The organism is Rhizobium sp. CCGE531 (assembly GCF_003627795.1).
GTDB lineage: Bacteria > Pseudomonadota > Alphaproteobacteria > Rhizobiales > Rhizobiaceae > Rhizobium.
Genome location: NZ_CP032684.1, coordinates 878,181 through 898,881, shown reverse-complemented (window position 1 = coordinate 898,881; position 20,701 = coordinate 878,181). Strand labels below are relative to the sequence as shown.

General features: G+C 60.8%; 22 protein-coding genes. 13 read left to right on the top strand and 9 right to left on the bottom strand.

Annotation, left to right across the window (positions count from 1 at the left end; genetic code table 11):
- Positions 1 to 189 precede the first annotated feature (189 nt).
- From groES to CCGE531_RS04425, 3 genes are all read left to right on the top strand, one after another.
- Positions 190 to 486, top strand: coding sequence for a co-chaperone GroES (gene groES, locus CCGE531_RS04435; protein ID WP_034508496.1), 297 nt, complete (start codon positions 190 to 192; stop codon positions 484 to 486).
- Between the two features lie 76 nt (positions 487 to 562).
- Positions 563 to 2,203, top strand: coding sequence for a chaperonin GroEL (gene groL / locus CCGE531_RS04430; protein ID WP_120663095.1), 1,641 nt, complete (start codon positions 563 to 565; stop codon positions 2,201 to 2,203).
- Between the two features lie 689 nt (positions 2,204 to 2,892).
- Positions 2,893 to 3,339, top strand: a complete 447-nt coding sequence (locus CCGE531_RS04425; RefSeq protein WP_205586471.1) for a hypothetical protein — start codon at positions 2,893 to 2,895, stop codon at positions 3,337 to 3,339.
- A gap of 39 nt (positions 3,340 to 3,378) precedes the next feature.
- On the opposite strand, the gene CCGE531_RS04420 is transcribed toward CCGE531_RS04425, so the two are convergent.
- Positions 3,379 to 4,086: a glutathione binding-like protein gene (locus tag CCGE531_RS04420; protein WP_120663093.1), complete on the bottom strand. Its 708-nt coding sequence runs from the start codon at positions 4,084 to 4,086 to the stop codon at positions 3,379 to 3,381.
- A gap of 215 nt (positions 4,087 to 4,301) precedes the next feature.
- On the opposite strand from CCGE531_RS04420, the gene CCGE531_RS04415 reads away from it, so the two are divergent.
- On the top strand, positions 4,302 to 4,745 hold the full coding sequence (locus CCGE531_RS04415; protein WP_120663092.1) for a DoxX family protein: 444 nt from the start codon (positions 4,302 to 4,304) through the stop codon (positions 4,743 to 4,745).
- Between the two features lie 76 nt (positions 4,746 to 4,821).
- Here CCGE531_RS04415 and hisG read toward each other — a convergent pair whose 3' ends face one another.
- From hisG to hisS, 3 genes are all read right to left on the bottom strand, one after another.
- Positions 4,822 to 5,517 (bottom strand): ATP phosphoribosyltransferase, encoded by a 696-nt coding sequence (hisG, locus tag CCGE531_RS04410; RefSeq protein ID WP_120663091.1) that lies wholly within the window; start codon positions 5,515 to 5,517, stop codon positions 4,822 to 4,824.
- Positions 5,517 to 6,635 carry an ATP phosphoribosyltransferase regulatory subunit gene (locus CCGE531_RS04405; protein WP_120663090.1) on the bottom strand — a complete coding sequence of 373 codons (1,119 nt, stop codon included), beginning with the start codon at positions 6,633 to 6,635 and terminating at the stop codon, positions 5,517 to 5,519. Before CCGE531_RS04405 ends, hisG begins: the two co-directional genes overlap by 1 nt.
- 291 nt (positions 6,636 to 6,926) lie before the next feature.
- Positions 6,927 to 8,450 (bottom strand): histidine--tRNA ligase, encoded by a 1,524-nt coding sequence (gene hisS / locus CCGE531_RS04395; RefSeq protein ID WP_120663088.1) that lies wholly within the window; start codon positions 8,448 to 8,450, stop codon positions 6,927 to 6,929.
- 125 nt (positions 8,451 to 8,575) lie between these two features.
- Between hisS and CCGE531_RS04390 the strand changes: the two genes are divergently transcribed.
- The 3 genes from CCGE531_RS04390 to CCGE531_RS04380 all read left to right on the top strand — a co-directional run bounded on the left by CCGE531_RS04390 (position 8,576) and on the right by CCGE531_RS04380 (position 9,993).
- Positions 8,576 to 9,103: a 2'-5' RNA ligase family protein gene (locus CCGE531_RS04390; RefSeq protein ID WP_120663087.1), complete on the top strand. Its 528-nt coding sequence runs from the start codon at positions 8,576 to 8,578 to the stop codon at positions 9,101 to 9,103.
- A gap of 21 nt (positions 9,104 to 9,124) precedes the next feature.
- Positions 9,125 to 9,550, top strand: coding sequence for a hypothetical protein (locus CCGE531_RS04385; protein WP_245458976.1), 426 nt, complete (start codon positions 9,125 to 9,127; stop codon positions 9,548 to 9,550).
- 74 nt (positions 9,551 to 9,624) lie between these two features.
- Complete coding sequence (locus CCGE531_RS04380; protein WP_120663086.1) at positions 9,625 to 9,993, top strand: DUF305 domain-containing protein; 369 nt, start codon at positions 9,625 to 9,627, stop codon at positions 9,991 to 9,993.
- A 110-nt stretch (positions 9,994 to 10,103) separates the two neighbouring features.
- Here CCGE531_RS04380 and CCGE531_RS04375 read toward each other — a convergent pair whose 3' ends face one another.
- On the bottom strand, positions 10,104 to 11,006 hold the full coding sequence (locus tag CCGE531_RS04375; protein WP_120663085.1) for a LysR family transcriptional regulator: 903 nt from the start codon (positions 11,004 to 11,006) through the stop codon (positions 10,104 to 10,106).
- Positions 11,007 to 11,116: 110 nt separating this feature from the next.
- Between CCGE531_RS04375 and CCGE531_RS04370 the strand changes: the two genes are divergently transcribed.
- Positions 11,117 to 12,142 (top strand): NAD(P)-dependent alcohol dehydrogenase, encoded by a 1,026-nt coding sequence (locus tag CCGE531_RS04370; RefSeq protein ID WP_120663084.1) that lies wholly within the window; start codon positions 11,117 to 11,119, stop codon positions 12,140 to 12,142.
- Between the two features lie 48 nt (positions 12,143 to 12,190).
- Here CCGE531_RS04370 and CCGE531_RS04365 read toward each other — a convergent pair whose 3' ends face one another.
- Positions 12,191 to 13,243 carry an aldo/keto reductase gene (locus tag CCGE531_RS04365; protein ID WP_120663083.1) on the bottom strand — a complete coding sequence of 351 codons (1,053 nt, stop codon included), beginning with the start codon at positions 13,241 to 13,243 and terminating at the stop codon, positions 12,191 to 12,193.
- A 304-nt stretch (positions 13,244 to 13,547) separates the two neighbouring features.
- On the opposite strand from CCGE531_RS04365, the gene CCGE531_RS04360 reads away from it, so the two are divergent.
- Entirely contained in the window at positions 13,548 to 14,252 is a 705-nt protein-coding gene (locus CCGE531_RS04360) for an HAD family hydrolase (protein ID WP_120666482.1), read from the top strand.
- Positions 14,253 to 14,321: 69 nt separating this feature from the next.
- On the opposite strand, the gene CCGE531_RS04355 is transcribed toward CCGE531_RS04360, so the two are convergent.
- A complete protein-coding gene (locus CCGE531_RS04355) occupies positions 14,322 to 14,801 on the bottom strand; it encodes a hypothetical protein (protein WP_245459069.1) in 480 nt (159 codons plus the stop codon).
- 35 nt (positions 14,802 to 14,836) lie between these two features.
- Positions 14,837 to 15,466 (bottom strand): DNA-3-methyladenine glycosylase I, encoded by a 630-nt coding sequence (locus CCGE531_RS04350; protein ID WP_120663081.1) that lies wholly within the window; start codon positions 15,464 to 15,466, stop codon positions 14,837 to 14,839.
- Between the two features lie 301 nt (positions 15,467 to 15,767).
- Between CCGE531_RS04350 and CCGE531_RS04345 the strand changes: the two genes are divergently transcribed.
- From CCGE531_RS04345 to CCGE531_RS04330, 4 genes are all read left to right on the top strand, one after another.
- Positions 15,768 to 16,550 carry a L,D-transpeptidase gene (locus CCGE531_RS04345; RefSeq protein ID WP_120663080.1) on the top strand — a complete coding sequence of 261 codons (783 nt, stop codon included), beginning with the start codon at positions 15,768 to 15,770 and terminating at the stop codon, positions 16,548 to 16,550.
- A 216-nt stretch (positions 16,551 to 16,766) separates the two neighbouring features.
- Positions 16,767 to 17,465: a L,D-transpeptidase gene (locus CCGE531_RS04340; RefSeq protein ID WP_120663079.1), complete on the top strand. Its 699-nt coding sequence runs from the start codon at positions 16,767 to 16,769 to the stop codon at positions 17,463 to 17,465.
- A gap of 313 nt (positions 17,466 to 17,778) precedes the next feature.
- Positions 17,779 to 18,450 (top strand): porin family protein, encoded by a 672-nt coding sequence (locus CCGE531_RS04335; RefSeq protein WP_120663078.1) that lies wholly within the window; start codon positions 17,779 to 17,781, stop codon positions 18,448 to 18,450.
- Positions 18,451 to 18,515: 65 nt separating this feature from the next.
- Positions 18,516 to 18,875: a hypothetical protein gene (locus CCGE531_RS04330; RefSeq protein ID WP_245458974.1), complete on the top strand. Its 360-nt coding sequence runs from the start codon at positions 18,516 to 18,518 to the stop codon at positions 18,873 to 18,875.
- A gap of 69 nt (positions 18,876 to 18,944) precedes the next feature.
- On the opposite strand, the gene glcF is transcribed toward CCGE531_RS04330, so the two are convergent.
- A complete protein-coding gene (gene glcF / locus CCGE531_RS04325) occupies positions 18,945 to 20,270 on the bottom strand; it encodes a glycolate oxidase subunit GlcF (RefSeq protein ID WP_120663077.1) in 1,326 nt (441 codons plus the stop codon).
- Between the last annotated feature and the right edge of the window lie 431 nt (positions 20,271 to 20,701).

The window sequence follows — 20,701 nt, the reverse complement described above, 5'->3', positions numbered from 1 at the left end:
TCACCAGCGCCGTTAATTATCCTCGACACAAGCCGAGGCGCGCCGCAAAAAATTCACAGTGCTGTTCTTGACTCGTCTGGGAGCCACCCCTAAATCACCGTCGCTAGCACTCCCAAAGGCTGAGTGCTAACATAGCCCATACGGATCCCCCGCTGATCCGTGAATGTCATTTGATCGAGGGATTAGACAATGGCAAGCACCAATTTCCGCCCCCTTCATGACCGCGTCGTCGTTCGTCGCGTCGAGTCCGAAGCAAAGACCAAGGGTGGTATCATCATTCCCGACACCGCCAAGGAAAAGCCGCAGGAAGGCGAAATCGTCGCCGTCGGCTCCGGCGTTCGCGATGACTCCGGCAAGATCGTCCCGCTCGACGTCAAGGCCGGCGACCGCATCCTGTTCGGCAAGTGGTCGGGCACCGAAGTCAAGCTTGACGGCGAAGACCTTCTCATCATGAAGGAAGCCGACATCATGGGCATCATCGGCTAATCCAGCCGATTTCCCCTTTTCCGATACAGCTGACGGGCCATAAACCCGGACAATGCGAATTCAGGAGTTTTTAGACATGGCAGCTAAAGAAGTAAAATTCGGCCGCAACGCCCGCGAAAAGATGCTTCGTGGCGTCGATATCCTCGCTGACGCAGTGAAGGTCACGCTCGGCCCGAAGGGTCGTAACGTCGTTATCGACAAGTCCTTCGGCGCTCCGCGCATCACCAAGGACGGCGTCACCGTCGCCAAGGAAATCGAACTCGAAGACAAGTTCGAAAACATGGGCGCCCAGATGGTCCGCGAAGTTGCTTCGAAGACCAACGACATCGCCGGCGACGGCACCACGACCGCAACCGTTCTCGCCCAGGCCATCGTTCGCGAAGGCGCCAAGGCCGTTGCGGCCGGCATGAACCCGATGGACCTGAAGCGCGGCATCGATCTCGCCGTTGCCGAAGTCGTCAAGGATCTCCAGGCCAAGGCCAAGAAGATCAACACGTCGGAAGAAGTCGCACAGGTCGGCACGATCTCGGCAAACGGCGAAAAGCAGATCGGTCTCGATATTGCCGAAGCCATGCAGAAGGTCGGCAACGAAGGCGTCATCACGGTTGAAGAAGCCAAGACCGCCGAAACCGAACTCGAAGTCGTCGAAGGCATGCAGTTCGACCGTGGCTACCTCAGCCCCTACTTCGTGACCAACCCGGAAAAGATGATCGCCGACCTCGAAGACGCGTTCATCCTGCTGCACGAGAAGAAGCTCTCGAACCTGCAGGCCATGCTCCCGGTTCTCGAAGCCGTCGTTCAGACCGGCAAGCCGCTCCTCATCATCGCTGAAGACGTCGAAGGCGAAGCTCTTGCTACGCTCGTCGTCAACAAGCTGCGCGGCGGCCTGAAGATCGCTGCCGTCAAGGCTCCGGGCTTCGGCGATCGCCGCAAGGCCATGCTGGAAGACATCGCCATCCTGACGGGCGGCACTGTCATCTCCGAAGACCTCGGCATCAAGCTCGAGTCGGTTACCCTCGACATGCTCGGCCGTTCCAAGAAGGTTTCGATCTCCAAGGAAAACACCACGATCGTCGACGGCGCCGGCGCCAAGTCCGACATCGAAGGCCGCGTTGCCCAGATCAAGGCCCAGATCGAAGAAACCACCTCCGACTACGACCGCGAGAAGCTGCAGGAACGTCTTGCCAAGCTCGCTGGCGGCGTTGCCGTTATCCGCGTTGGCGGCTCGACGGAAATCGAAGTCAAGGAAAAGAAGGACCGCATCGACGACGCTCTCAACGCGACGCGCGCTGCCGTTCAGGAAGGCATCGTACCGGGCGGCGGCACTGCTCTGCTGCGCTCCTCCGTCAAGATCACCGTCAAGGGTGAAAACGACGACCAGGAAGCCGGCGTCAACATCGTTCGTCGCGCTCTGCAGGCTCCTTGCCGCCAGATCGCTGAAAACGCTGGTGATGAAGCTTCGATCGTTGTCGGCAAGATCCTCGACAAGAACGAAGACAACTTCGGCTACAACGCTCAGACCGGCGTCTACGGCGACATGATCGCCATGGGCATCGTCGACCCGGTCAAGGTCGTTCGCACGGCTCTGCAGGACGCGGCTTCGGTTGCTTCGCTGCTGATCACCACCGAAGCCATGATTGCCGAACTGCCGAAGAAGGATGTCCCTGGCGGCATGCCGGGCGGCATGGGCGGCATGGGCGGCATGGACATGATGTGACAAGGCCAACGGCCTCATCACGGGAATGTCCATAAAGCTTCGCCCATGCATCTTTGATGCTTCAGGCCGCCAAGCGGCCTGAAGTGGCGGCATGGACATGATGTGATAAGGCTTTAGCCTTATAACCATTGTTCAATCCGACATCCGGAATTGACGAAGGGCGGCTCTCGGGCCGCCCTTTTCGTTTGCGCGCCTAGAGCAATTCCAGGAAAAGTGCGTAGCGGTTTTCCGTCCGGAATTGCGAGACAACAAAGAGATAGAGCGGTTCAGAGATTCCGTGAAAAGCTGAACCGCTCTATGTTCCGATATAAGTCCGGCAAGTTTCACGGTAGCGCAAATTTACGCAAATTGCCCCATTGCCGTTTTCAAAAAAGCTCTTATAAATCCCGGCGCGGCGACTTTGGAGGGTTAGCTGCGATGCACGCAAATTTTACTTATTTTCGGCAGGCTTAATCAGTGCCCGTGCACAGTCATGAGCTTGAGAGTTGATGGGCATCCGGATTTTTTACTTGAAATGACTTCGCGGACGGGATCGACAGTCCGGAAGAAGCACGGCGAAAAATGGAATCAATGGAGCCGAATGCCTCGCTTTTTCGTGGAGCGCGGCGTGCGGGAAGACATTCCAACCGGAAGATGCATGGGAATTTGGATGAAGCGCAGGAGGACTATGCGCTCAAGTGGGGATCATCTTGTTCAAGATTGCCAAGGCCAATTTTGCCGCACCGTTTGCGCCGGGCTCGCTGGAGTTTGACGGTCACAATCCTGACCTGCTCGCGCAGTTCTGCGTTTCCGAGGGCTGGACGGGCGATCTGTCGAGCGGCATCATCAAGCTTGGGCAATGGAGCACGATGCTGCATGGCCTGACTTCCTCGGAATGCGGTCTCCTGAGCCTGATGCACTGCTACGACGCCCATGATCGAGTGCGTATCCTCGATCTGTTCGAACAGGCGGCAACCACCAATTCCTGTTTCTGCTATTCCACCACGACGCTCGGCGCCGGCGGTTATCGCCAGCCGATCTTCTGCGTCGGCGAATCCGTTGCTGCGGATGGGCAACACACCGGCAGCATGGTCGGCGTCTTTCTGTTTCCACGCTTCAAGCCGGAGCCGGGCAGCCAGCTTGCCACCCGGCAATAAAAACTACTGTTGAGGATGATCAGGTGAGCTCGAATCCAATCAATCCCGCTTCGGAATATTGAGGCCGCGCTGGCTTGCCGGGCGCGCAAGAGCACGATCAAGCCAGCTCATGACCGAGGGGAAGCTTTCGAGTTCGAGGATTTCACGGCCGCCATAAAAGACATCGACGCCGCGGACCCACGGGAAGGTGGTGATGTCGGCAATGGTATATTCATCGCCCATGATCCACTGACGTCCCTGCAGACGACCTTCCAGCACACTCAACAGGCGCTTGGCCTCATCGCGGTAACGCTCGACGGGATAGGAGTTGTTGGCAACCTTTTCGGCGGCGAATTTGAAGAAATGGCCGAACTGGCCAAACATCGGACCGATGCCGCCCATCTGGAAGAAGACCCATTCCAACGTCTCGTAACGCCCGGCGGCATCGCCAGGGATGAGCTTGCCGGTCTTTTCCGCGAGATAGACCAGGATCGCGCCCGATTCGAACAGACCGATCGGTTTGCCATCGGGACCATTGGGGTCGATGATCGCGGGAATGCGGCCATTCGGGTTCAGCGAAACGAATTCCGGCGATTTCTGATCATTGATGTTGAAGGAGATCAGATGCGGCTCATAGGGCAGGCCGAGTTCCTCCAGCGCGATCGAAACCTTCACGCCGTTCGGCGTCGGCAGCGAATAGAGCTGGATGATGTCCGGATTGCTGGCAGGCCAGCGCTTCGTAATCGGAAACGAGGACAGATCGGCCATGGGATTTCCTTCTAAAGATCATGATTTGGCGAATAAATTTGCGCCACCATAGCCGATATCGAGCCGATGGGAAGAGCGGGCGGGCGGCCCCATTGTTCAATGATTGTGAACTAATTGTGCGCAGTTGTTTATCTTTTCAATTGCCTGAAAATCACGGATATCTGCCTCCAGAAATTGTCGCCACCCGATCCGAATGGAATTTACTGGAGATCGTCATGTCCAATACTAACAACATCATCATTCTCGTGGCGCGCATTCTGCTCGCTTTCATGTTCATCTTCGCCGGCTTCGGCAAGCTGACCGATCCGTCCGGCACCGCCGGCATGATCGCCGGTGCCGGCATGCCGGCCGCGACGTTGCTGACCTATCTCGCCGGCGCCTTCGAATTCATCACCGGCGTCTGTGTCCTCATCGGCTTCCAGATCCGCATCGTCGGCTGGCTGCTTGCCGCTTTCTGCGTCTTCACCGGCATCGTCTTCCACCTGCCGACCGTCAACGTTCCGGACTTTCCGGCTGCCGCCAACGGCTGGATCAACGGCCTGAACTTCGTCAACTTCCTGAAGAACGTCACGCTCGCCGGCGCCTACATCATGCTCGCCACCAACGGCGCTGGCGTCTACTCGGTCGATGCCCGTCGCGGTGCCTACGCAACCGCCTGATCAAAGCATATCCTCCAAGACAAAAGGCCCGCCGGAATTCCGGCGGGCCTTATTGCGTGAATAGGGAGCTGGATGCTCAGAGCGCGCTGCGCACCGCGGAAATGATGCGCTCAACCATCGGATCGCCTTCATGACTTTCCTTGCGGGCACGCACCAGACAAGCCTCAGAACGCAGGATGATCCCGTCCGACAGGACGTTCAAATGGTTCGCCCGCAGCGTCGAGCCGGTGGAGGTGATGTCGACGATGATATCGGCCGAGCCCGCAGCCGGCGCCCCTTCCGTGGCGCCGAGGCTTTCGACGATACGATAGAGCTGGATGCCGTGCTGGCTCGAAAAGAACTGTTGCGTCAGCCGCCAGTATTTCGTCGCGACCGTCAGCCTGCGGCCATGGCGGGCGCGGAAATCGGCGGCGACATCGCCGAGATCGGCCATGGTGTCGACATCGAGCCAGATATCCGGCACCGCGACGACGACATCGGCATGGCCGAAGCCCAGCCTTGCGCAGAATTCGACACGGCGGTCGGCCTCCGCCATGCCTTCGCGCACGAGGTCTTCGCCGGTAATGCCGAAATCGACGCTGCCATTGCCGATCTCGCGCGAGATTTCCGAGGCCGACAGGAAGGCGATCTCGACGCCTTCGAAGCCTTCGACGCGGCCGCGATAGGAGCGGTCATTGCCGACGGCGACGATCGGCATGCCGGCGCGGTCGAAAACCGCCGAGCAGTCGTCCTTCATCCGGCCCTTGGAGGGAAGCGCTATCGTGATGGTCATCAGGCCGCCCTCGCGGTTTCGATGCGGTCGAGCCAGAGCGCGAAGCCGACAGCCGGAATGTGATCCTTGGCACCGAGCAGGGTCATCAGCCGGTCGAAGCGGCCGCCACCGGCAAGCACCGCGCTTGATCCCTCTACCGTCACTTCGAAGACGAGGCCGGTATAATAATCGAGCGGCCGACCGAAGGCGGCGCGATAGTCGATCTTCGAGGCATCGACACCGGCATCGGCCAATGCTTTAACGCGGGCGTCGAAATTCTTCAGGGCCGCGCCCAGCTCCAGCCCTGCCGCATCGGCAAAGCCGGCCAATGCAGCGGAAGCATCCGCCAACGGCACGGTCAGAGAGAGAAACTCCTCCAGCACGCGGAAGGCGGCGTCATCGAGCCGCGTTTCCGACAGGACCAGCTTCTCGCGAAGACGACGGGCGATCTCCTGCGGCGAGCGGCTGGCATTGGTGGAATAGCCGGTTGCCTGCATGGTGGCGTCGATATGCTTGACCAGCCCCGGCTCGTCGCCGCGATTGAGGAAATCGAGCACATGCGCATCGAGCCCGGTGACAGGCTGCGGGCTTGCCAGATGCGTCAGCAAGGTTTCAAGCTGCATCATGTTGCCGAAAGCGTGGATCAGCCGCTTCTGCCAGCCGGACGGCAGCCCGAGCGCCTGGACGACGGCCTCGAACACGGCCTGATCGCCCAAGGTCACAGAGAGTGGCTTGCCGGGGACCAGGCGGGTCAGGATACCGATGGCATCACCGATGGCGCGGGCGTCGGCGCGGGCCGTATCGCGGTCACCCAGATCCTCGATGCCAGCCTGATAAAACTCATGGCCGCCTTCGCGGCGCTGGCGAAAGATCTCGCCGAGATAGGAATAGCGCTTCGGCGTGCCCGTGGCGGTTTCGATATGACGCAGGCAGACCGGGATCGTGAACTCCGGGCGCAGGCAAAGGCTGGCGCCGGTTTCGCTTTCGGTCAAGAAGATGCGCCGGCGAAGATCCTCGCCGGCCATGTCCAGAAAGGGCTCGGCCGGCTGGATGATGGGCGTATCCACTCGCTCCGTCCGGCGGGTGCCGAACTCGGCCAGCAGATCGCCGGCAAAGTCTGGGAGGTTGATCAGGGGCATGGGATTGCCCTCCCCTTCTCCCCCCGGGGAGAAGGTGGCCCGAAGGGTCGGATGAGGGGGCTTCTCAGCTCGGGAAAGCTATCCTTCGCTTCACGCTCACGATCCTCGTCACTCCGTTCCTCGGCCCCCTCATCCGCCCTATCGGGCACCTTCTCCCCGCTGGGGAGAAGGGGATGAAGGAGTCTGCCGCCATCCATGACCCAACTAAGGGACGACAATCCGCAGCAAAAGAGGTCGTCCCCTCTCCCCGCCTGCGGGGAGAGGGCTAGGGTGAGGGGCAAGGCCGCGCACTCAGACATTGCCGAGTGTCCTCTTCCGGTCTTCCGCCTGCGCCGCCAAGATAGCTTTGACCTTTGCGATCAATTCGGCTTCCGGCACGGTTTCCTGCGCGACGCGGGCCTCGCGCCAGCTGGCATTGTCCTCGATCTCACCGGAGAGGCGCTTGCCCTCGATCAGGTCCTTGAGCTGGACGACGCCCTCAGCGCGTTCATCGCCGCCCTGGATGATGGCGATCGGGCAGCCGCGGCGGTCGGCATATTTCAGCTGGTTGCCGAATTTCTTCCAATTGCCCTGGAACATCTCGGCGCGAATGCCGGCAGCGCGCAGCTGCTGCGTGAAGCGCTGGTAGCGCCCCATGGCATCGACATCGCCATCCATGACAGTGACGAGCACGGGCTCGATCACCTCTTCGGCGCCGAGCTTGCCGAGGTTCTTCAGCGCCGTCATCAGGCGCGAGACGCCGATGGAGAAGCCGGTGGCCGGCACCGGCTGGCCCATGAAGCGCGACACGAGCCCGTCATAGCGACCGCCGCCGCCGACCGAGCCGAAGACGACCTTTTCGCCCTTCTCGTTGGTGACGTCGAAGGTGAGCTCGGCTTCGTAGACCGGGCCGGTATAATATTCGAGGCCGCGCACGACGGAAGGGTCGATCTTGATGCGATCGGACTGATAACCGGCGCTGGTGACGAGACTGCCGATGAAATTCAATTCGTCGACGCCCTCGACGCCATTCGAGGTGCCGGCGACCAGCTCGGCGAGCCGCACGGCACTTTCGGCATAATCCTTGATGCCAACGAAGAAGAGCACCTTTTCGATCTGATCGTTGTTGAGGCCAGCACCCTTGGTGAAATCGCCGGACTCGTCCTTTCGGCCGGGGCCGAGCAGCAGCGCGACGCCTTCCGGGCCGAACTTGTCGAGCTTGTCGATGGCGCGCAGTACGTTCAGCCGCTGGGCAGCCTTGTCATCGCCACCGAGACCAATCGCTTCCAGAACGCCATCGAGAACCTTGCGGTTGTTGACACGGATCACATAGTCGCCTCGCTTGATGCCGAGGGCTTCCAGTGTATCGGCCATCATCATGCACATCTCGGCATCCGCCTGCACGCCCGGCGCGCCGACGGTATCGGCATCGAACTGCATGAACTGGCGGAAGCGGCCCGGGCCTGGCTTCTCGTTGCGGAAGACATAGCCGGCGCGATAGGTGCGGTAGGGAAGCTGGATCTCGTTGAAATTCTCGGCGACATGACGGGCAAGCGGCGCCGTCAGGTCGTAACGCAGCGACATCCACTGCTCGTCGTCGTCCTGAAGCGAGAACACGCCTTCATTCGGCCGGTCGCTGTCGGGCAGGAACTTGCCGAGCGCATCGGTATATTCGAACAGCGGCGTTTCGATTGGATCGAAACCATAGTGCTCATACACAGCCCGGATCTTTGCGGTCATTTCGTTGACGGCGCGAATATCGCTGGCCGAACGATCGACAAAGCCACGCGGCAGGCGGGCCTTGAGCTTCTGCGGTTTCTTTTGTTTGTCGCTCATTTGTAGGGTAATCCGGTATGGGAACAGTGGCGGTTAACTAGCGGATTGGGCGGAATGCGGCAAGGATTGTTGTATGTTGTCGGCCGACAAAACCGACAAAAGCCTGAGAAGGCGAGATAGAGACCATGCCATACGCAATCGTTTTGAAATGCACTGGTGACAGCGCCACTCCGGTTACGGATCTCTGGCGAGAGGCGAGCAGGTTCGAAACTACTCCGTCGATGCAGGCGCTGAACTATCCGCCGCATCTGACGTTTGCGGTCTATCCCGACGTAGCCGTGCCCTGGCTCGTCGCGGCGGCTCAGAAGGCTTTCGCAAACGTGCCACCGCTATCGATCGAATTTTCCGGCATCGACCATTTTCCAAACGAGATGCTGGTGCTGTGGGCGCGTCCCGTGGACGATCGTGTTCTGAGGCAGATACACAGTGCCATTCACGATGAGATCGACCCTGCCCTTTGCCATGAGCATTCCCGCCCGGATCGCTGGCAACCGCATTGCACCATTGCGATGAAGATCTCCGCACACGCGGCGGAAGAAGCGCTGACATGGGCGAAGGCAACGCCTGCCAGGTTTACGCTCACCTTCGATGCGGTAGATTGCGTCAGCTTTCCGCCTGTCGAAATCATAAGAGAAGTCAAACTGCTGTCTTGAGCGGCTTTCAATGTTCAGACGATGCAATTTACGCTTGCCTTCGCGGCCGGCGCAGCTAGGTTCGTGTTCATGCGCTTGCTTGCGATCCTGACGATGGTAATTGCCTGGATGTTCTACGGTGCCATGCCGGCACTGGCGAATTGTCCCATCTGCGATTCCGTGTCGGCGATGTCCGCCGCATCGACCATGAGCATGCACGACGGCATGGCCGATATGCCTGGCATGGCGGGCCATAGCGACATGGCGCAGCATCAGGAGAAGAAGCCGGAAAACCCCTGCGCCGGCGGTATGGCGCATGTGCCATCCTGTGCGGCCTGCCTTGCGTTGACACCGACCCTTGCGGCTGCAGGCGGCAAGCACGCATTCTCCTATCCCGCACCGGCGCCCGTTCAACGTCTCGCCGACTCGCGGCCGCAGCCGACGCCGCCTCCGCCCCGTTTCGCCTGACGATCATCTGCATTCCATCAACGAGCGGCCATCCGGTCAAATCCAGATACCGTCCAGAAACGGAAAGGACACCTATGTCTACCTCAAAATCGCTGATCCTCGCCGGCGCATTCGCCTTTGCCCTTAGCCTGCCCGCGCTCGCAGACGACATGTCGGGCATGAACATGAGCAAGCCCATGGGCGATCAGGGCGCCTCCAGCAAGGCGTTCAACGACGCCATGGGCAAGATGCACAAGGACATGATGATCCACTATAGCGGTGACGCCGACGCGGATTTCGTCCGCGGCATGATCCCCCATCATCAGGGCGCGATCGACATGGCGAAGATCGAGCTGAAATACAGCAAGGATCCCGAGCTGCGCAAACTGGCGCAAGGCGTCATCACCGCGCAGGAAGCCGAGATCAAGGAAATGAAAGCCTGGCTGAAGAAGCACGGCAAGTAAATCATCCGATAAATGGGAGGCGGCACCGTGCCGCCTCCTTTTCTGGCCGGCCGGCTCGCGCAAATCCGTACAGTGGTGCCCTCGACTAAGGTCAGATAGCCATTGGTCGATCAGCCCATGATGGCGGGCAGGCGTGCGGCCAGCAAATCGATGACCGCGCGCATCTTCAGCGAGAGCTGCGGTGTCTGCGGCCAGACCGCATAGACGTCGATAGCCCGGCTCGAAACATTCTTCAGCGCTTGAGCCAGCCTGCCGGCGTATACGTGATCGCGCACCAGCCAGCAGGGCAGCCAGGCAATCCCCATTCCCGACACCGCCGCATCCGCCATGACCTCCAGATCATCGAGGCGCAGCCGCGTTTCCGGAAAGTAATCGACGGCCGTTCCGTCATCCTGCAGGAAGGTCCATTTCTTCGTCTCGCCCGATCTCCCATAGACGATCAGGTCGTGGCCATCGAGGTCGGCAATGGTCTGCGGCGCGCCTCTTGCGGCAAGATAATCCGGCGCCGCACACAGCGTCATGCGATGAAGGGCGATCTTGCGCGCGGCAAGGCCGGCTTCGTCGCGCAGCGCGCTGTTGCGAACAGCCAGATCGAACCCCTCGTCGAAGAGATCGACCACCCTGTCGCTGAAGGAAAGATCCAGTTCGAGCCTGGGATGCCTGCGGGCCAGTTCCAGCAACAGCGGTGCGGCACAACGGCGGCCGAAGAGCACGGGCATGGAGATGCGCAGGCGTCCCGTGACCTCGCGCTTGCCCGATTCCAGCATGGCCTCGCCCGATTGTATCTCGTCCAGCGCCCGGCGGCAGCGCTCGTAGAAGGCCTGGCCTTCATCCGTCAGGCTCTGCATGCGGGTGGTGCGGTGAAACAGGCGCACATTCAGGCGCCTTTCCAGCCTCGCGATGGTCTTGCCGATGGCCGAGCGCGAGAGATTCATGCGCGCCGCCGCCGCCGAAAAACCGCCGGCCTCGACCGCCTCCACGAATTCCGAAATGCCGTTGAGCATGTCATTCATGATGATTGCTTCCCTATAGGAACCAGTTAGCGGAAATAATATCGCCACTGGCGACATGAAAGCAACGATATAGTGGCTCCATTGCTTTCAATTCCTCTCAGGAGATCATGATGACAAAAACCACGAAGCGCTGGGCCCTCGAGACGGTCGCCGTCGGCGCCCCCTTGGTCCTCTCGGAAACGGCGGTTCCGACACCTGCGCGCGGCGAAGTGCTGGTGCGGGTGAAGGCCGTTTCGCTGAACTATCGTGACAAGCTCGTTCGTGAGACCGGCATGGGCCTGCCGCTCCAGTTTCCCTTCTTACCAGCCTCCGATATGGCAGGCGTGGTCGAAGCGGTGGGAGACGGGGTGACTAGATTCTCGGTTGGCGATCGGGTTATTTCGACCTTTCATCCCGGCTGGATCGACGACAAGCCGCTCGGCGATGCCCGCAACCCGCCCTACAAGACGCTGGGCGGCTTCCATCCCGGCGTGCTTTCCGAATATATCGCCATCCCGCAGGATTGGCTCGTATCGGCGCCGGCAACCCTCGATTATGCCGAGGCAAGCACCTTGCCCTGCGCCGGCCTGACGGCATGGTTTGCCCTGGTGGAGCGCGGCAAGATCAAGCCCGGTGACAGCGTGCTGGTGCAGGGAACGGGTGGCGTGGCGCTGTTCGCCCTGCAGATCGCCGCCGCACAAGGAGCCGAGGTCTTCGTGACCTCATCAGGGCCGGAGAAGCTCGCAAAGGCCAAGGCGCTCGGAGCCCATCATGGCATCGACAGGAACAAAAGCAATTGGGTGGAGGAGGTCTATCGCCTCACCAATGATCGCGGCATCGACCATATCATCGAAATCGCCGGCGGGCCTAACCTGGGCCAATCGCTGAAGGCGGTGGCGCTTCACGGCCGGATCTCCGTCATCGGCGTCCTCGAGGGCTTCGATATTTCGGGTCCGGCGGGGCCGCTGCTGTTGAAATCTCCCGTCATCCAAGGCATCAGCGTCGGCCACCGCCGCTCGCTCGAAGACTTCGTCCGCGCGGTCGACAGTATCGGCCTGAAGCCGGTCATCGACCACCGCTATGCTTTCGGTGAAGTACCGGCCGCCTTCGATCATCTCGATCGCGGCGCCTTCGGCAAGATCGTCATCGAGCTGTGACAGCAGCCGGGCCGCCACGAATGGCGGCGGCCCGGCGTCCGCATGATATCAGGCTTTCGGCTCGAACGGTTGCGGCACCCGCTGCGCGCCTTGGCGGGCCAGCATCCAGCCGGGATATTCGGCCGGAAGCGCGCTGACTTGATCGAGCTTTGCAATATCGTCAACATCGAGCTTCAGCTTGACGGCGGCAAGATTCTGATCGAGCTGATCGAGGCGCTTGGCGCCGATGATGATGCTGGTGACGAAGGGCTTCGCCAGAATCCAGGCAAGCGCCACGGTGGCGACGCTGGAGCCATGCTTCTCCGCCACTTCGCGCATCGCGGCGACGCAGGCCCAGGCGCGGTCCTTGTCGACGGGCGGGAAGTCGAAGCTCGCGCGCCGCCCCTCGCCATTGCCGGGAGCACCGGGACCATATTTGCCCGAGAGCAGGCCGCCAGCCAGCGGCGACCAGACCATGAGCCCGAGCTTCTCTTCCGTCATCAGCGGCACGATTTCACGCTCCAGATCGCGGCCGGCGATGGAATAATAGGCCTGTACCGTCTCGAAGCGGGCGAAGCCGCGACGTTCGGAAATGCCGAGTGCCTTGGCGATGCGCCAGGCCTGCCAGTTGGAAACGCCGACATAGCGCACCAGACCGCGCGAAACGAGATCGTCCAGTCCCCGCAGCGTCTCATCGATCGGGGTTACCGTGTCCGTGGCATGGATCTGGTAGAGGTCGATGTGATCGGTCTGCAGGCGATCGAGGCTCGCCTGCACGGAATCCATGATATGGCCGCGCGAGGCACCGCGATCGTTCGGCTTGTCGCCCATGACGCCATAGACCTTGGTGGCGATGACGACGTCCTTGCGGGGAACGCCGAGGTTCTTCAGGGCCTGGCCGAGCAGCTTTTCGGAATTGCCGGAGGAGTAGACGTCGGCGGTGTCGATGAAGTTGACGCCGGCCGCAAGCGACCCTTCGACGATCTTGTCCGCCAGCGCCTGATCGACGTCCGCGATCGAGCCCCACAGGCCGTTTTCGGGATTGGCTTCACCGAAGGTCATCGTGCCCAGGCAAAGTTCGGAAACGAACAGCCCGGTATTGCCGAGTTGATTGTAACGCATAGGAGAAATTCCCTTGTGGTCAGCCGGAAGACGCTTCCGGCCGGTGAATGCATATCTTTTGGCTATGAATTGGCCTCGGCACGGCAGTCGCTATCGGCGCTACCCTGGGGAGGTCATAAGACGGCCATCGAGGCCCGGCTCTGGCTCCGCGGCGGTCGAGACAACAAGCACATAATGCACCGGAAACCGTTTTCAACGCGAGACCTGCCGTCGATCACGATGCGGTTACCGGCGCCCGCTCTTGCTTCCGGTCCGCCGCGGGATAGACTCCAACCTTCATGTCATGCGCAAAACGGACATACCGATGACGCAACGCCCCTTGACCACAATCGGCTTCGATGCCGACGACACGCTCTGGCAGAACGAACAGTTCTACCGGCTGACGGAGCTGCAATTTACCGAACTTCTCGCCGATCACGCCGCAAGCGACCTCATTTCCGCGCGGCTGCTGGAGGCTGAAAAGCGCAACCTCAGGCACTACGGCTTCGGCATCAAAGGCTTCACCCTCTCGATGATCGAGACCGCGATCGAGATCACGGAAGGCGAAGTGCCGGCGACCGTCATCGCCCAGATCCTCGACATCGGCCGCGATCTTCTTGCCCATCCCGTCGAAACCCTGCCGCATGTGCGGGAGACGCTGGAAGCCCTGTCCGGAAAATACCTGCTGGTGCTGATCACCAAGGGGGATCTCTTCGATCAGGAGCGCAAGCTCGCCCAATCCGGGCTCGGCGACCTCTTCGATGCGGTCGAGATCGTCTCGGACAAGAACGCCTCCACCTATCGCCGCATTTTTTCCAAGGTGGGGGACGGGCCGGAACGGGCGATGATGATCGGCAACTCGCTGAAATCGGATATCGTGCCGGCGCTCGCCGCCGGAAGCTATGGCGTCTTCGTGCCGCACGAGCTCACATGGTCCTTCGAACATGTCGAGGAACCGACCGAAGCGCCGCGTTTCCGCAAGATCGGTCATCTCGGCGAGCTGCGCGGCGTGCTCGACGCGCTGCTGTAAGCTCTCGGTTGTTTCGCAATTCCGGACGGAAAACCGCTGAGCACTTTTCCTGGAACGGCTCTATTGTCCCTACTTCGAACGTGGCGGGAAGAGCATCGGACCCTGATCCTTCTGCTGATCGGCGGGCGTCTGCCGCGCGGCCGGCGGATTGGGATCGATGAGGATTTCGTAAGGTGCGCCGAGACCGCGACGACGGGTGACGCGCGAATAATAGGGCTTGATCAGCCAGGTCGTATCCTCGTTGACGGTCACGTCGGCCGTATCGCCGTCCTCGTCCGTGCCGAAGAAGGATTCGTCGTCGCTCGACGACAGGTCGAAGATCGCCATATAGGCGTATTTGCTCTTGGAGCTGAAGGTGACCCGCACATGCTGGCCCTTCTTGAGCGGCAACGTGTAAACCTTGCCCTTGCCGAATTTCGTCCAGCCCGTCAGCTTCTCGAGGACGGCGGGAAAGCCGATCTTCTCGACTTTCTCGCCACGGTCGAGCTGCGGCTGCTGCTGTTGCCGGCTGTCGCTCTGGGCCTCAGCGGCGACACCGCTAAACAGCATGAACATTGCCATGGAAAGGCCGAGAAGCGCGCCTTTCATGGCCGCTCCAATGCGCAACGCATCGCCTCCACCTCTTTCCGGCAGTAGCAGCCTTCGATGTGATCGTTGACTAGGCCCATGGCCTGCATGAAAGCATAGACTGTGGTCGGACCGACGAAGGCCCAGCCGCGCTTCTTCAGATCCTTCGAAACCCGCACGGAAGCAGGCGTCGTCGGATTGGCGCGAAGATGCGCAAAATCGAAGACCTCGGGGCGTTCGGCGGCGGCTGGCTCGTGGCTCCAGAAATAGCGGGCGAGCGATCCGAATTCGCCACGCAGCTCGATGGCGCGGTTGGCATTGTTGATGGTGGAAACGATCTTGCCGCGATGGCGGATGATGCCGGCATCCGCGAGACAGCGCTCGATATCGGCATCACCAAACCTGGCGACCTTCTCGAAATCGAAACCGGCAAAAGCGGCGCGGAAATTTTCGCGCTTGCGCAGGATCGTCAGCCAGGAGAGGCCGGATTGAAAGCCCTCGAGGCAAATCTTCTCGAAGAGCCTGATGTCGTCGACGACCGGGCGGCCCCATTCCTCGTCGTGATAGCGCTGATATTCCGGCAGGTTGCCGTGCCAGAAGCAGCGGTCCCTGCCGTCTTCACCGGTGATGATGCCCGTCTCGGCCATTTTCGCGATTCGTCCCTATTTCAGCGCGCGCTACCGGAAGCCGGTATGCAAATATCGGATAAAACCAGATCAATCAAACGCTTAAAATCGTAAGCACATTTCGACGATCGCGCATTCCGATTCCAGATTTACCACTTGCAAACCATCTTTCCAAACCAGGCGGTAACCCTGATAAAGCTTTATCGGCTTCGCGGCATTTTGATGAATAGATGTTTACCATTCGCTCGCGTGCAAGTGGCACCATGGTTTCGACCGGGTGCCTTCGCGCCCATCCTCGGCCCATGTGTAGAGAGTTTGTCCGATGATGAAACATGCCGTCCTGTGTGTCGCGGGCGCTCTGAGCTTGCTTGCGTCAACCGCCTTTGCCGACGACCGTTATCAGTCGCGCCCGCCCGTCATCGTCAGTCCCGATCTGACCGCCCCCTGGGTGATGCAGCTTGGCGGCGGCAATGTGCAGCCGGTCGTCTATCCCCGCCCGATGGCGCGCCGCACGGCCGATCCCAGGATGGAACAGCAGGCAAATCCGCAGGTGCGTCAGGTCGTGCAGCCGCGCGGCCTGTTTGCGCGCCCTGTCGTCCAGCAGGTTGCCGTTGTCCGTGCGCAGCGTCCGACAATCCGCGGCCAGATCGATCCGCAATTCCTGCCGCAGATCGTCGACTACCAGACCAAGGAAAGACCCGGCAGCATCGTCATCGACACCAATAACCGCTTCCTCTACCTGGTGATGGACGATGGCAAGGCGCGCCGCTATGGCGTCGGCGTCGGCAAGCCCGGCTTCGAATGGGCCGGCGCCCATACCGTTACCCGCAAGCAGGAATGGCCGGACTGGACGCCGCCATCCGAAATGATCGCGCGCGAAGCGGCCAAGGGGCACTATCTTCCCGCTCACATGGAAGGCGGCGAAGCCAATCCGCTCGGCGCCCGCGCCATGTATCTCGGCTCCACCCTTTATCGCATCCACGGCACCAATGCGCCCTGGACCATCGGCAACGCCGTGTCTTCCGGATGCATCCGCCTGCGCAACGAAGATGTCACCGACCTCTATAATCGCGTGAAGGTCGGAACCCGCGTCATCGTGATGTGAGCGCCAACAGCCTTTGGACCTGCGCGGCGATACTCCCCATCGAAGGGGCAGTATTCGCAACGCCTGAAAGCTCTCCACTATAATTCAGACTATAGTCTGATCCACGATAGAACAGAGGGCGGTTCTTCCAGGCCGTTCTCCTCATTCGGCATTTTGATCTTGATCCCCTCGCAGGTTCCGGTAGTTTCCTCCTGAATTCAACGAGGGGAATGCCATATGAGAGCAGTACTATCGGTCGTGGCGACAGGCGTCGTCGCGGCGTGTCTTCTTGCGGCGTCGAATGCAGCGGCCTTTACCGCTTCCGCGCCCTACGCGGCACCGGCGACGCGCGGCGACGTGATCCGGGTTGCGATGGAACCGCAAGGCCAGGTGAAACCACAGTTCCAGCGGCGCATGGTGCGGCTTGCGACGAACGAGGCGCCGGGCACCGTCATCGTCGACACCAACAACAAGTATCTCTATCTCGTCGAGGGCAACAATCGTGCAAGGCGCTACGGCATCGGCGTCGGGCGCGACGGTTTCGGCTGGTCCGGCGTCGTCAAGGTCGGCCGCAAGGCGGAATGGCCGGGCTGGACGCCTCCGGCCGAAATGATCGTTCGCGAAGCCAAGAAGGGCCATAAGCTGCCTGCTTTTCAGGACGGCGGCGAGGACAATCCGCTTGGCGCGCGCGCCATGTATCTCTATCGCAACGGCAACGACACGGCTTTCCGCATCCATGGCACCAACCAGCCGTGGAGCATTGGTCTCAATATGTCTTCCGGCTGCATCCGCATGATGAACAAGGACGTGACGGATCTCTACGAGCGGGTCCCTGTCGGCACTAAGGTCATCGTCGTCGGCCCCGGCAACAAGCAGGGCGAAGTCAGCTATCAGGATCGCGGAGTCGATGTTCTGAGAACTCTGTTCGGAGGCTAAGCGGAGCGGTATCTCCTCCCCCTGATTCGAATCAGCTTGCGGGCGTTCCGAACCATGGCATGGCACCGATCATGCAGGTCAAGAACGCCCGTATCTCACATGACGCGCCATTCCGCGCTAGGTTTTGCTGACGCCAGTGTTGCACCGGTGTTACAGCCTGAAACTTATCGCGCCGACCTGCCGCAAAACGGCCCATTCCCTTCAGTTTACCGTCAGTTTTCCCACCTAAGCCGTGCATGCGCACAGGTGACCGCAATAGAAATGTCACGGAAGCGCGTTTAGATGGTAGCACTTTGGCATCCAGGGATTTCATATGCATCGTGCATTTCGCATCAGGCAGCCGGCGCTTGCCGCGCTTGCTATTTCAGCATTCGTATTTACCGCCAATTCCGCTTCCGCAGAGATGCAGTTTTCCGCCTATGGCGGCGTGCAGGGCGCAACCGGCGGCAACGTGACCACGTCGGATGGCGCCGATTTCGACCCCAATTGGTCGGGCAAATCCTTCAAGATGCCTCCCTATTTCGGCTTCCGCGGCATCTGGTGGCTTGATCAGCTCGACAAGCCGAACTGGGGCGTGTCGCTGGATTACTCGCATGCCAAGGTCTATGGCGATCTCGGCAATACGCCGGGCTGGTCGCATTTCGAGTTCACCGACGGCTTGAACATGCTGACGCTGAACGCACTCTACCGGTTCCAGGACCCTGCCCGCAACTGGACGCCCTATCTCGGCCTGGGTGCGGGTATCAACGTGCCGCACGTCGAAGTCACCCGCGCATCCGGCCGCACCTTCGACTATCAATTTGGCGGCGCCTCGCTGCAGGCACAGGCCGGCGTCAGCTATCAGTTCGCCGAGCACTGGTCGACCTTCGTTGAATACAAGGGCAACTACAACTTCGTGAACAACGTCTCGATCGACAGCGGCGACACGCTGAAGACCAGGGTCTTCACCCATGCGCTCAACCTCGGCGTCTCGTTCAACTTCTGAAGCCGGCCTGGCTGAGGTTCGAGATCGATCTCCCAAACCGGTTCAGGCCTGGGGGATTATGTGCTATGTTCCAGCACATGAGCTTTTCCTATTACAGATGCGACTGGATCCATCCGGAAAGCAAGGAGCCGGTCATCGTCTACTACGAGGTCGACATCACCGGCGATGTCCCCCGGCTTATCGACGTGTTTGCCGATGGCCGGCGACAATGCATGTCGATTGCCGATTTTACCGCATTGGGACGTAAGATGCGGCGGGTCACCAGCCTTGTCGAAGGCTCGTTTTACGACGGCATCGCCGGCCTGGTCGATGGCATTTTCTTCGAGGAAGGGCAGGATCGCATCAGCATGAGGCGGATTGCCGCCGATAGGTTCGAAGTCGAATGGCAGGCTCATCACGTGCCGACGCCGGACAGGCTGCATTAAAGCAATTCCAGGAAAAGTGCGCAGCGGTTTTCCGTCCGGAATTGCGTGAAAACAAAAAGATAGAGCGGCTCAGCTTTTCACGGAATTAGGCCGCAGCCCCTTCAGCTTGGCCGGCATATCGCCGCCATAGGCCCAATCCAGCAATTCCACCGTATGCAGGATGGGAATGCCTGTCCCCGTGGCGATCTGCGTGATGCAGCCGATATTGCCCGTCGCGATGATATCGGCCTTCGTCGCCTCGATGTGCCTGACCTTGCGCGCCTTCAGTTCGGCCGAAATCTCCGGCTGCATGATGTTGTAGGTGCCGGCAGAGCCGCAGCAGAGATGCCCTTCCGCCGGGTCGCGCACCGTGAAGCCGGCGGCCTTCAAAAGCAGCTTCGGCGCCATGGTGATCTTCTGCCCATGCTGCATGGAGCAGGCGGAATGATAGGCGACGGTGATGCCGCGCGGCATATGCGACGGCAGCTCGAGGCTTGCGAGATATTCGGTGATGTCCCTGGCAAGCGCCGAAACCCTCGCCGCCTTTTCGGCGTAGGCCGGATCGAGCCGCAGCATGTGGCCATAATCCTTGATCGTCGTACCGCAGCCCGAGGCGGTGATGACGATGGCGTCGAGCCCTCCGGCCTCGATCTCACGCATCCACACATCGACATTGGCGCGGGCGGCGGCGAGCGCCTGTTCCTCGCGCCCCATATGGTGGACCAGCGAACCGCAGCAGACCTCGCCTTCCGGCACGACGACCTCGACGCCGAGGCGCGTCAGCAGGCGTATGGTCGCCTCGTTGATCGCCGGATCGAGCACCGGCTGGGCACAGCCCGTCAGGATCGCGACGCGACCACGCCGCTCCGTCTGTGGCTCATGCCGGGCGGGCTTGGCAAAGAGTGACGGCGCCGGAATGCGACGCGGCGCAAGATCGAGCATGGCAGCGAAAGCTTTCAACGCCGGAACGCGCCTCAACAGGCCCTTGAACGGCCGGCCGAGGCTCGCAAGCCGCAGAGCCAGGCGGAAACGACCGGGATGGGGCAGCACGGCCGCCAGCACATTGCGGGTCAACCGGTCCATCAGCGGGCGCCGGTAGGTCTTTTCGATATGGGCACGGGCGTGATCGACCAGATGCATGTAGTCGACCCCGGATGGACAGGTCGTCGTGCAGGCAAGGCAGGAAAGACAGCGATCGATATGCGTCACCACTTCGGCATCGGCGGCCCGGCCGTTTTCCAGCATGTCCTTGATGAGGTAGATGCGGCCGCGCGGACTGTCGAGCTCGTTGCCGAGCGTCACATAGGTGGGACAGGTGGCGGTGCAGAAGCCGCAATGCACGCATCTGCGCAGGATCGCCTCGGACTCGGCCACATGCGGATCGGCAAGCTGTTCGGGAGTGAAATTGGTTTGCATCTATGCACGTCCCCGTTCGAGCAAGGTTCCGCCCCTCATCCGGCCTCCTGAGTTTTTACCGAAGGGCGGCCACCTTCTCCCCGTATGAACGGGGAGAAGGGGATAGACGCGCCCTCCGTCATCTCTCAGCCTCTGGCGATCCGATAAAGCACTGCAAACAAGGTCGTCCCCTCTCCCCGCTTGCGGTAGGGCTATCCCATATGAAATGAGGGCGTTGCCGCGTCCCCCTTCTCCCCTCGGGGAGAAGGTGCCGACAGGCGGATGAGGGGGTGCCAAGAGCACGAAAATCCCCGCATTCAAATCGGCCAGCCCCCTCATCCGACCCTTCGGGCCACCTTCTCCCCGAGGGGAGAAGGAACTTGCGGCACCGACAAGCCTCATATGCGATTGCCCTACCGCCTGCGGGGAGAGGGTTAGGGTGAGGGGGCGCT

What these genes read in the sequence shown, in the direction of transcription:
- CCGE531_RS04335 (WP_120663078.1), top strand. Translation starts at nt 17,779, where the DNA reads ATGCATCGTGCATTTCGCATCAGGCAGCCGGCGCTTGCCGCGCTTGCT.
- CCGE531_RS04360 (WP_120666482.1), top strand. Translation starts at nt 13,548, where the DNA reads ATGACGCAACGCCCCTTGACCACAATCGGCTTCGATGCCGACGACACG.
- CCGE531_RS04370 (WP_120663084.1), top strand. Translation starts at nt 11,117, where the DNA reads ATGACAAAAACCACGAAGCGCTGGGCCCTCGAGACGGTCGCCGTCGGC.
- CCGE531_RS04365 (WP_120663083.1), bottom strand. Translation starts at nt 13,243, where the DNA reads ATGCGTTACAATCAACTCGGCAATACCGGGCTGTTCGTTTCCGAACTT.
- CCGE531_RS04340 (WP_120663079.1), top strand. Translation starts at nt 16,767, where the DNA reads ATGAGAGCAGTACTATCGGTCGTGGCGACAGGCGTCGTCGCGGCGTGT.
- hisS (WP_120663088.1), bottom strand. Translation starts at nt 8,450, where the DNA reads ATGAGCGACAAACAAAAGAAACCGCAGAAGCTCAAGGCCCGCCTGCCG.
- CCGE531_RS04385 (WP_245458976.1), top strand. Translation starts at nt 9,125, where the DNA reads ATGCAATTTACGCTTGCCTTCGCGGCCGGCGCAGCTAGGTTCGTGTTC.
- CCGE531_RS04355 (WP_245459069.1), bottom strand. Translation starts at nt 14,801, where the DNA reads ATGCTGTTTAGCGGTGTCGCCGCTGAGGCCCAGAGCGACAGCCGGCAA.
- CCGE531_RS04345 (WP_120663080.1), top strand. Translation starts at nt 15,768, where the DNA reads ATGATGAAACATGCCGTCCTGTGTGTCGCGGGCGCTCTGAGCTTGCTT.
- glcF (WP_120663077.1), bottom strand. Translation starts at nt 20,270, where the DNA reads ATGCAAACCAATTTCACTCCCGAACAGCTTGCCGATCCGCATGTGGCC.
- groES (WP_034508496.1), top strand. Translation starts at nt 190, where the DNA reads ATGGCAAGCACCAATTTCCGCCCCCTTCATGACCGCGTCGTCGTTCGT.
- hisG (WP_120663091.1), bottom strand. Translation starts at nt 5,517, where the DNA reads ATGACCATCACGATAGCGCTTCCCTCCAAGGGCCGGATGAAGGACGAC.
- CCGE531_RS04375 (WP_120663085.1), bottom strand. Translation starts at nt 11,006, where the DNA reads ATGAATGACATGCTCAACGGCATTTCGGAATTCGTGGAGGCGGTCGAG.
- CCGE531_RS04350 (WP_120663081.1), bottom strand. Translation starts at nt 15,466, where the DNA reads ATGGCCGAGACGGGCATCATCACCGGTGAAGACGGCAGGGACCGCTGC.
- CCGE531_RS04405 (WP_120663090.1), bottom strand. Translation starts at nt 6,635, where the DNA reads ATGCCCCTGATCAACCTCCCAGACTTTGCCGGCGATCTGCTGGCCGAG.
- groL (WP_120663095.1), top strand. Translation starts at nt 563, where the DNA reads ATGGCAGCTAAAGAAGTAAAATTCGGCCGCAACGCCCGCGAAAAGATG.
- CCGE531_RS04380 (WP_120663086.1), top strand. Translation starts at nt 9,625, where the DNA reads ATGTCTACCTCAAAATCGCTGATCCTCGCCGGCGCATTCGCCTTTGCC.
- CCGE531_RS04415 (WP_120663092.1), top strand. Translation starts at nt 4,302, where the DNA reads ATGTCCAATACTAACAACATCATCATTCTCGTGGCGCGCATTCTGCTC.
- CCGE531_RS04330 (WP_245458974.1), top strand. Translation starts at nt 18,516, where the DNA reads ATGTTCCAGCACATGAGCTTTTCCTATTACAGATGCGACTGGATCCAT.
- CCGE531_RS04390 (WP_120663087.1), top strand. Translation starts at nt 8,576, where the DNA reads ATGCCATACGCAATCGTTTTGAAATGCACTGGTGACAGCGCCACTCCG.
- CCGE531_RS04420 (WP_120663093.1), bottom strand. Translation starts at nt 4,086, where the DNA reads ATGGCCGATCTGTCCTCGTTTCCGATTACGAAGCGCTGGCCTGCCAGC.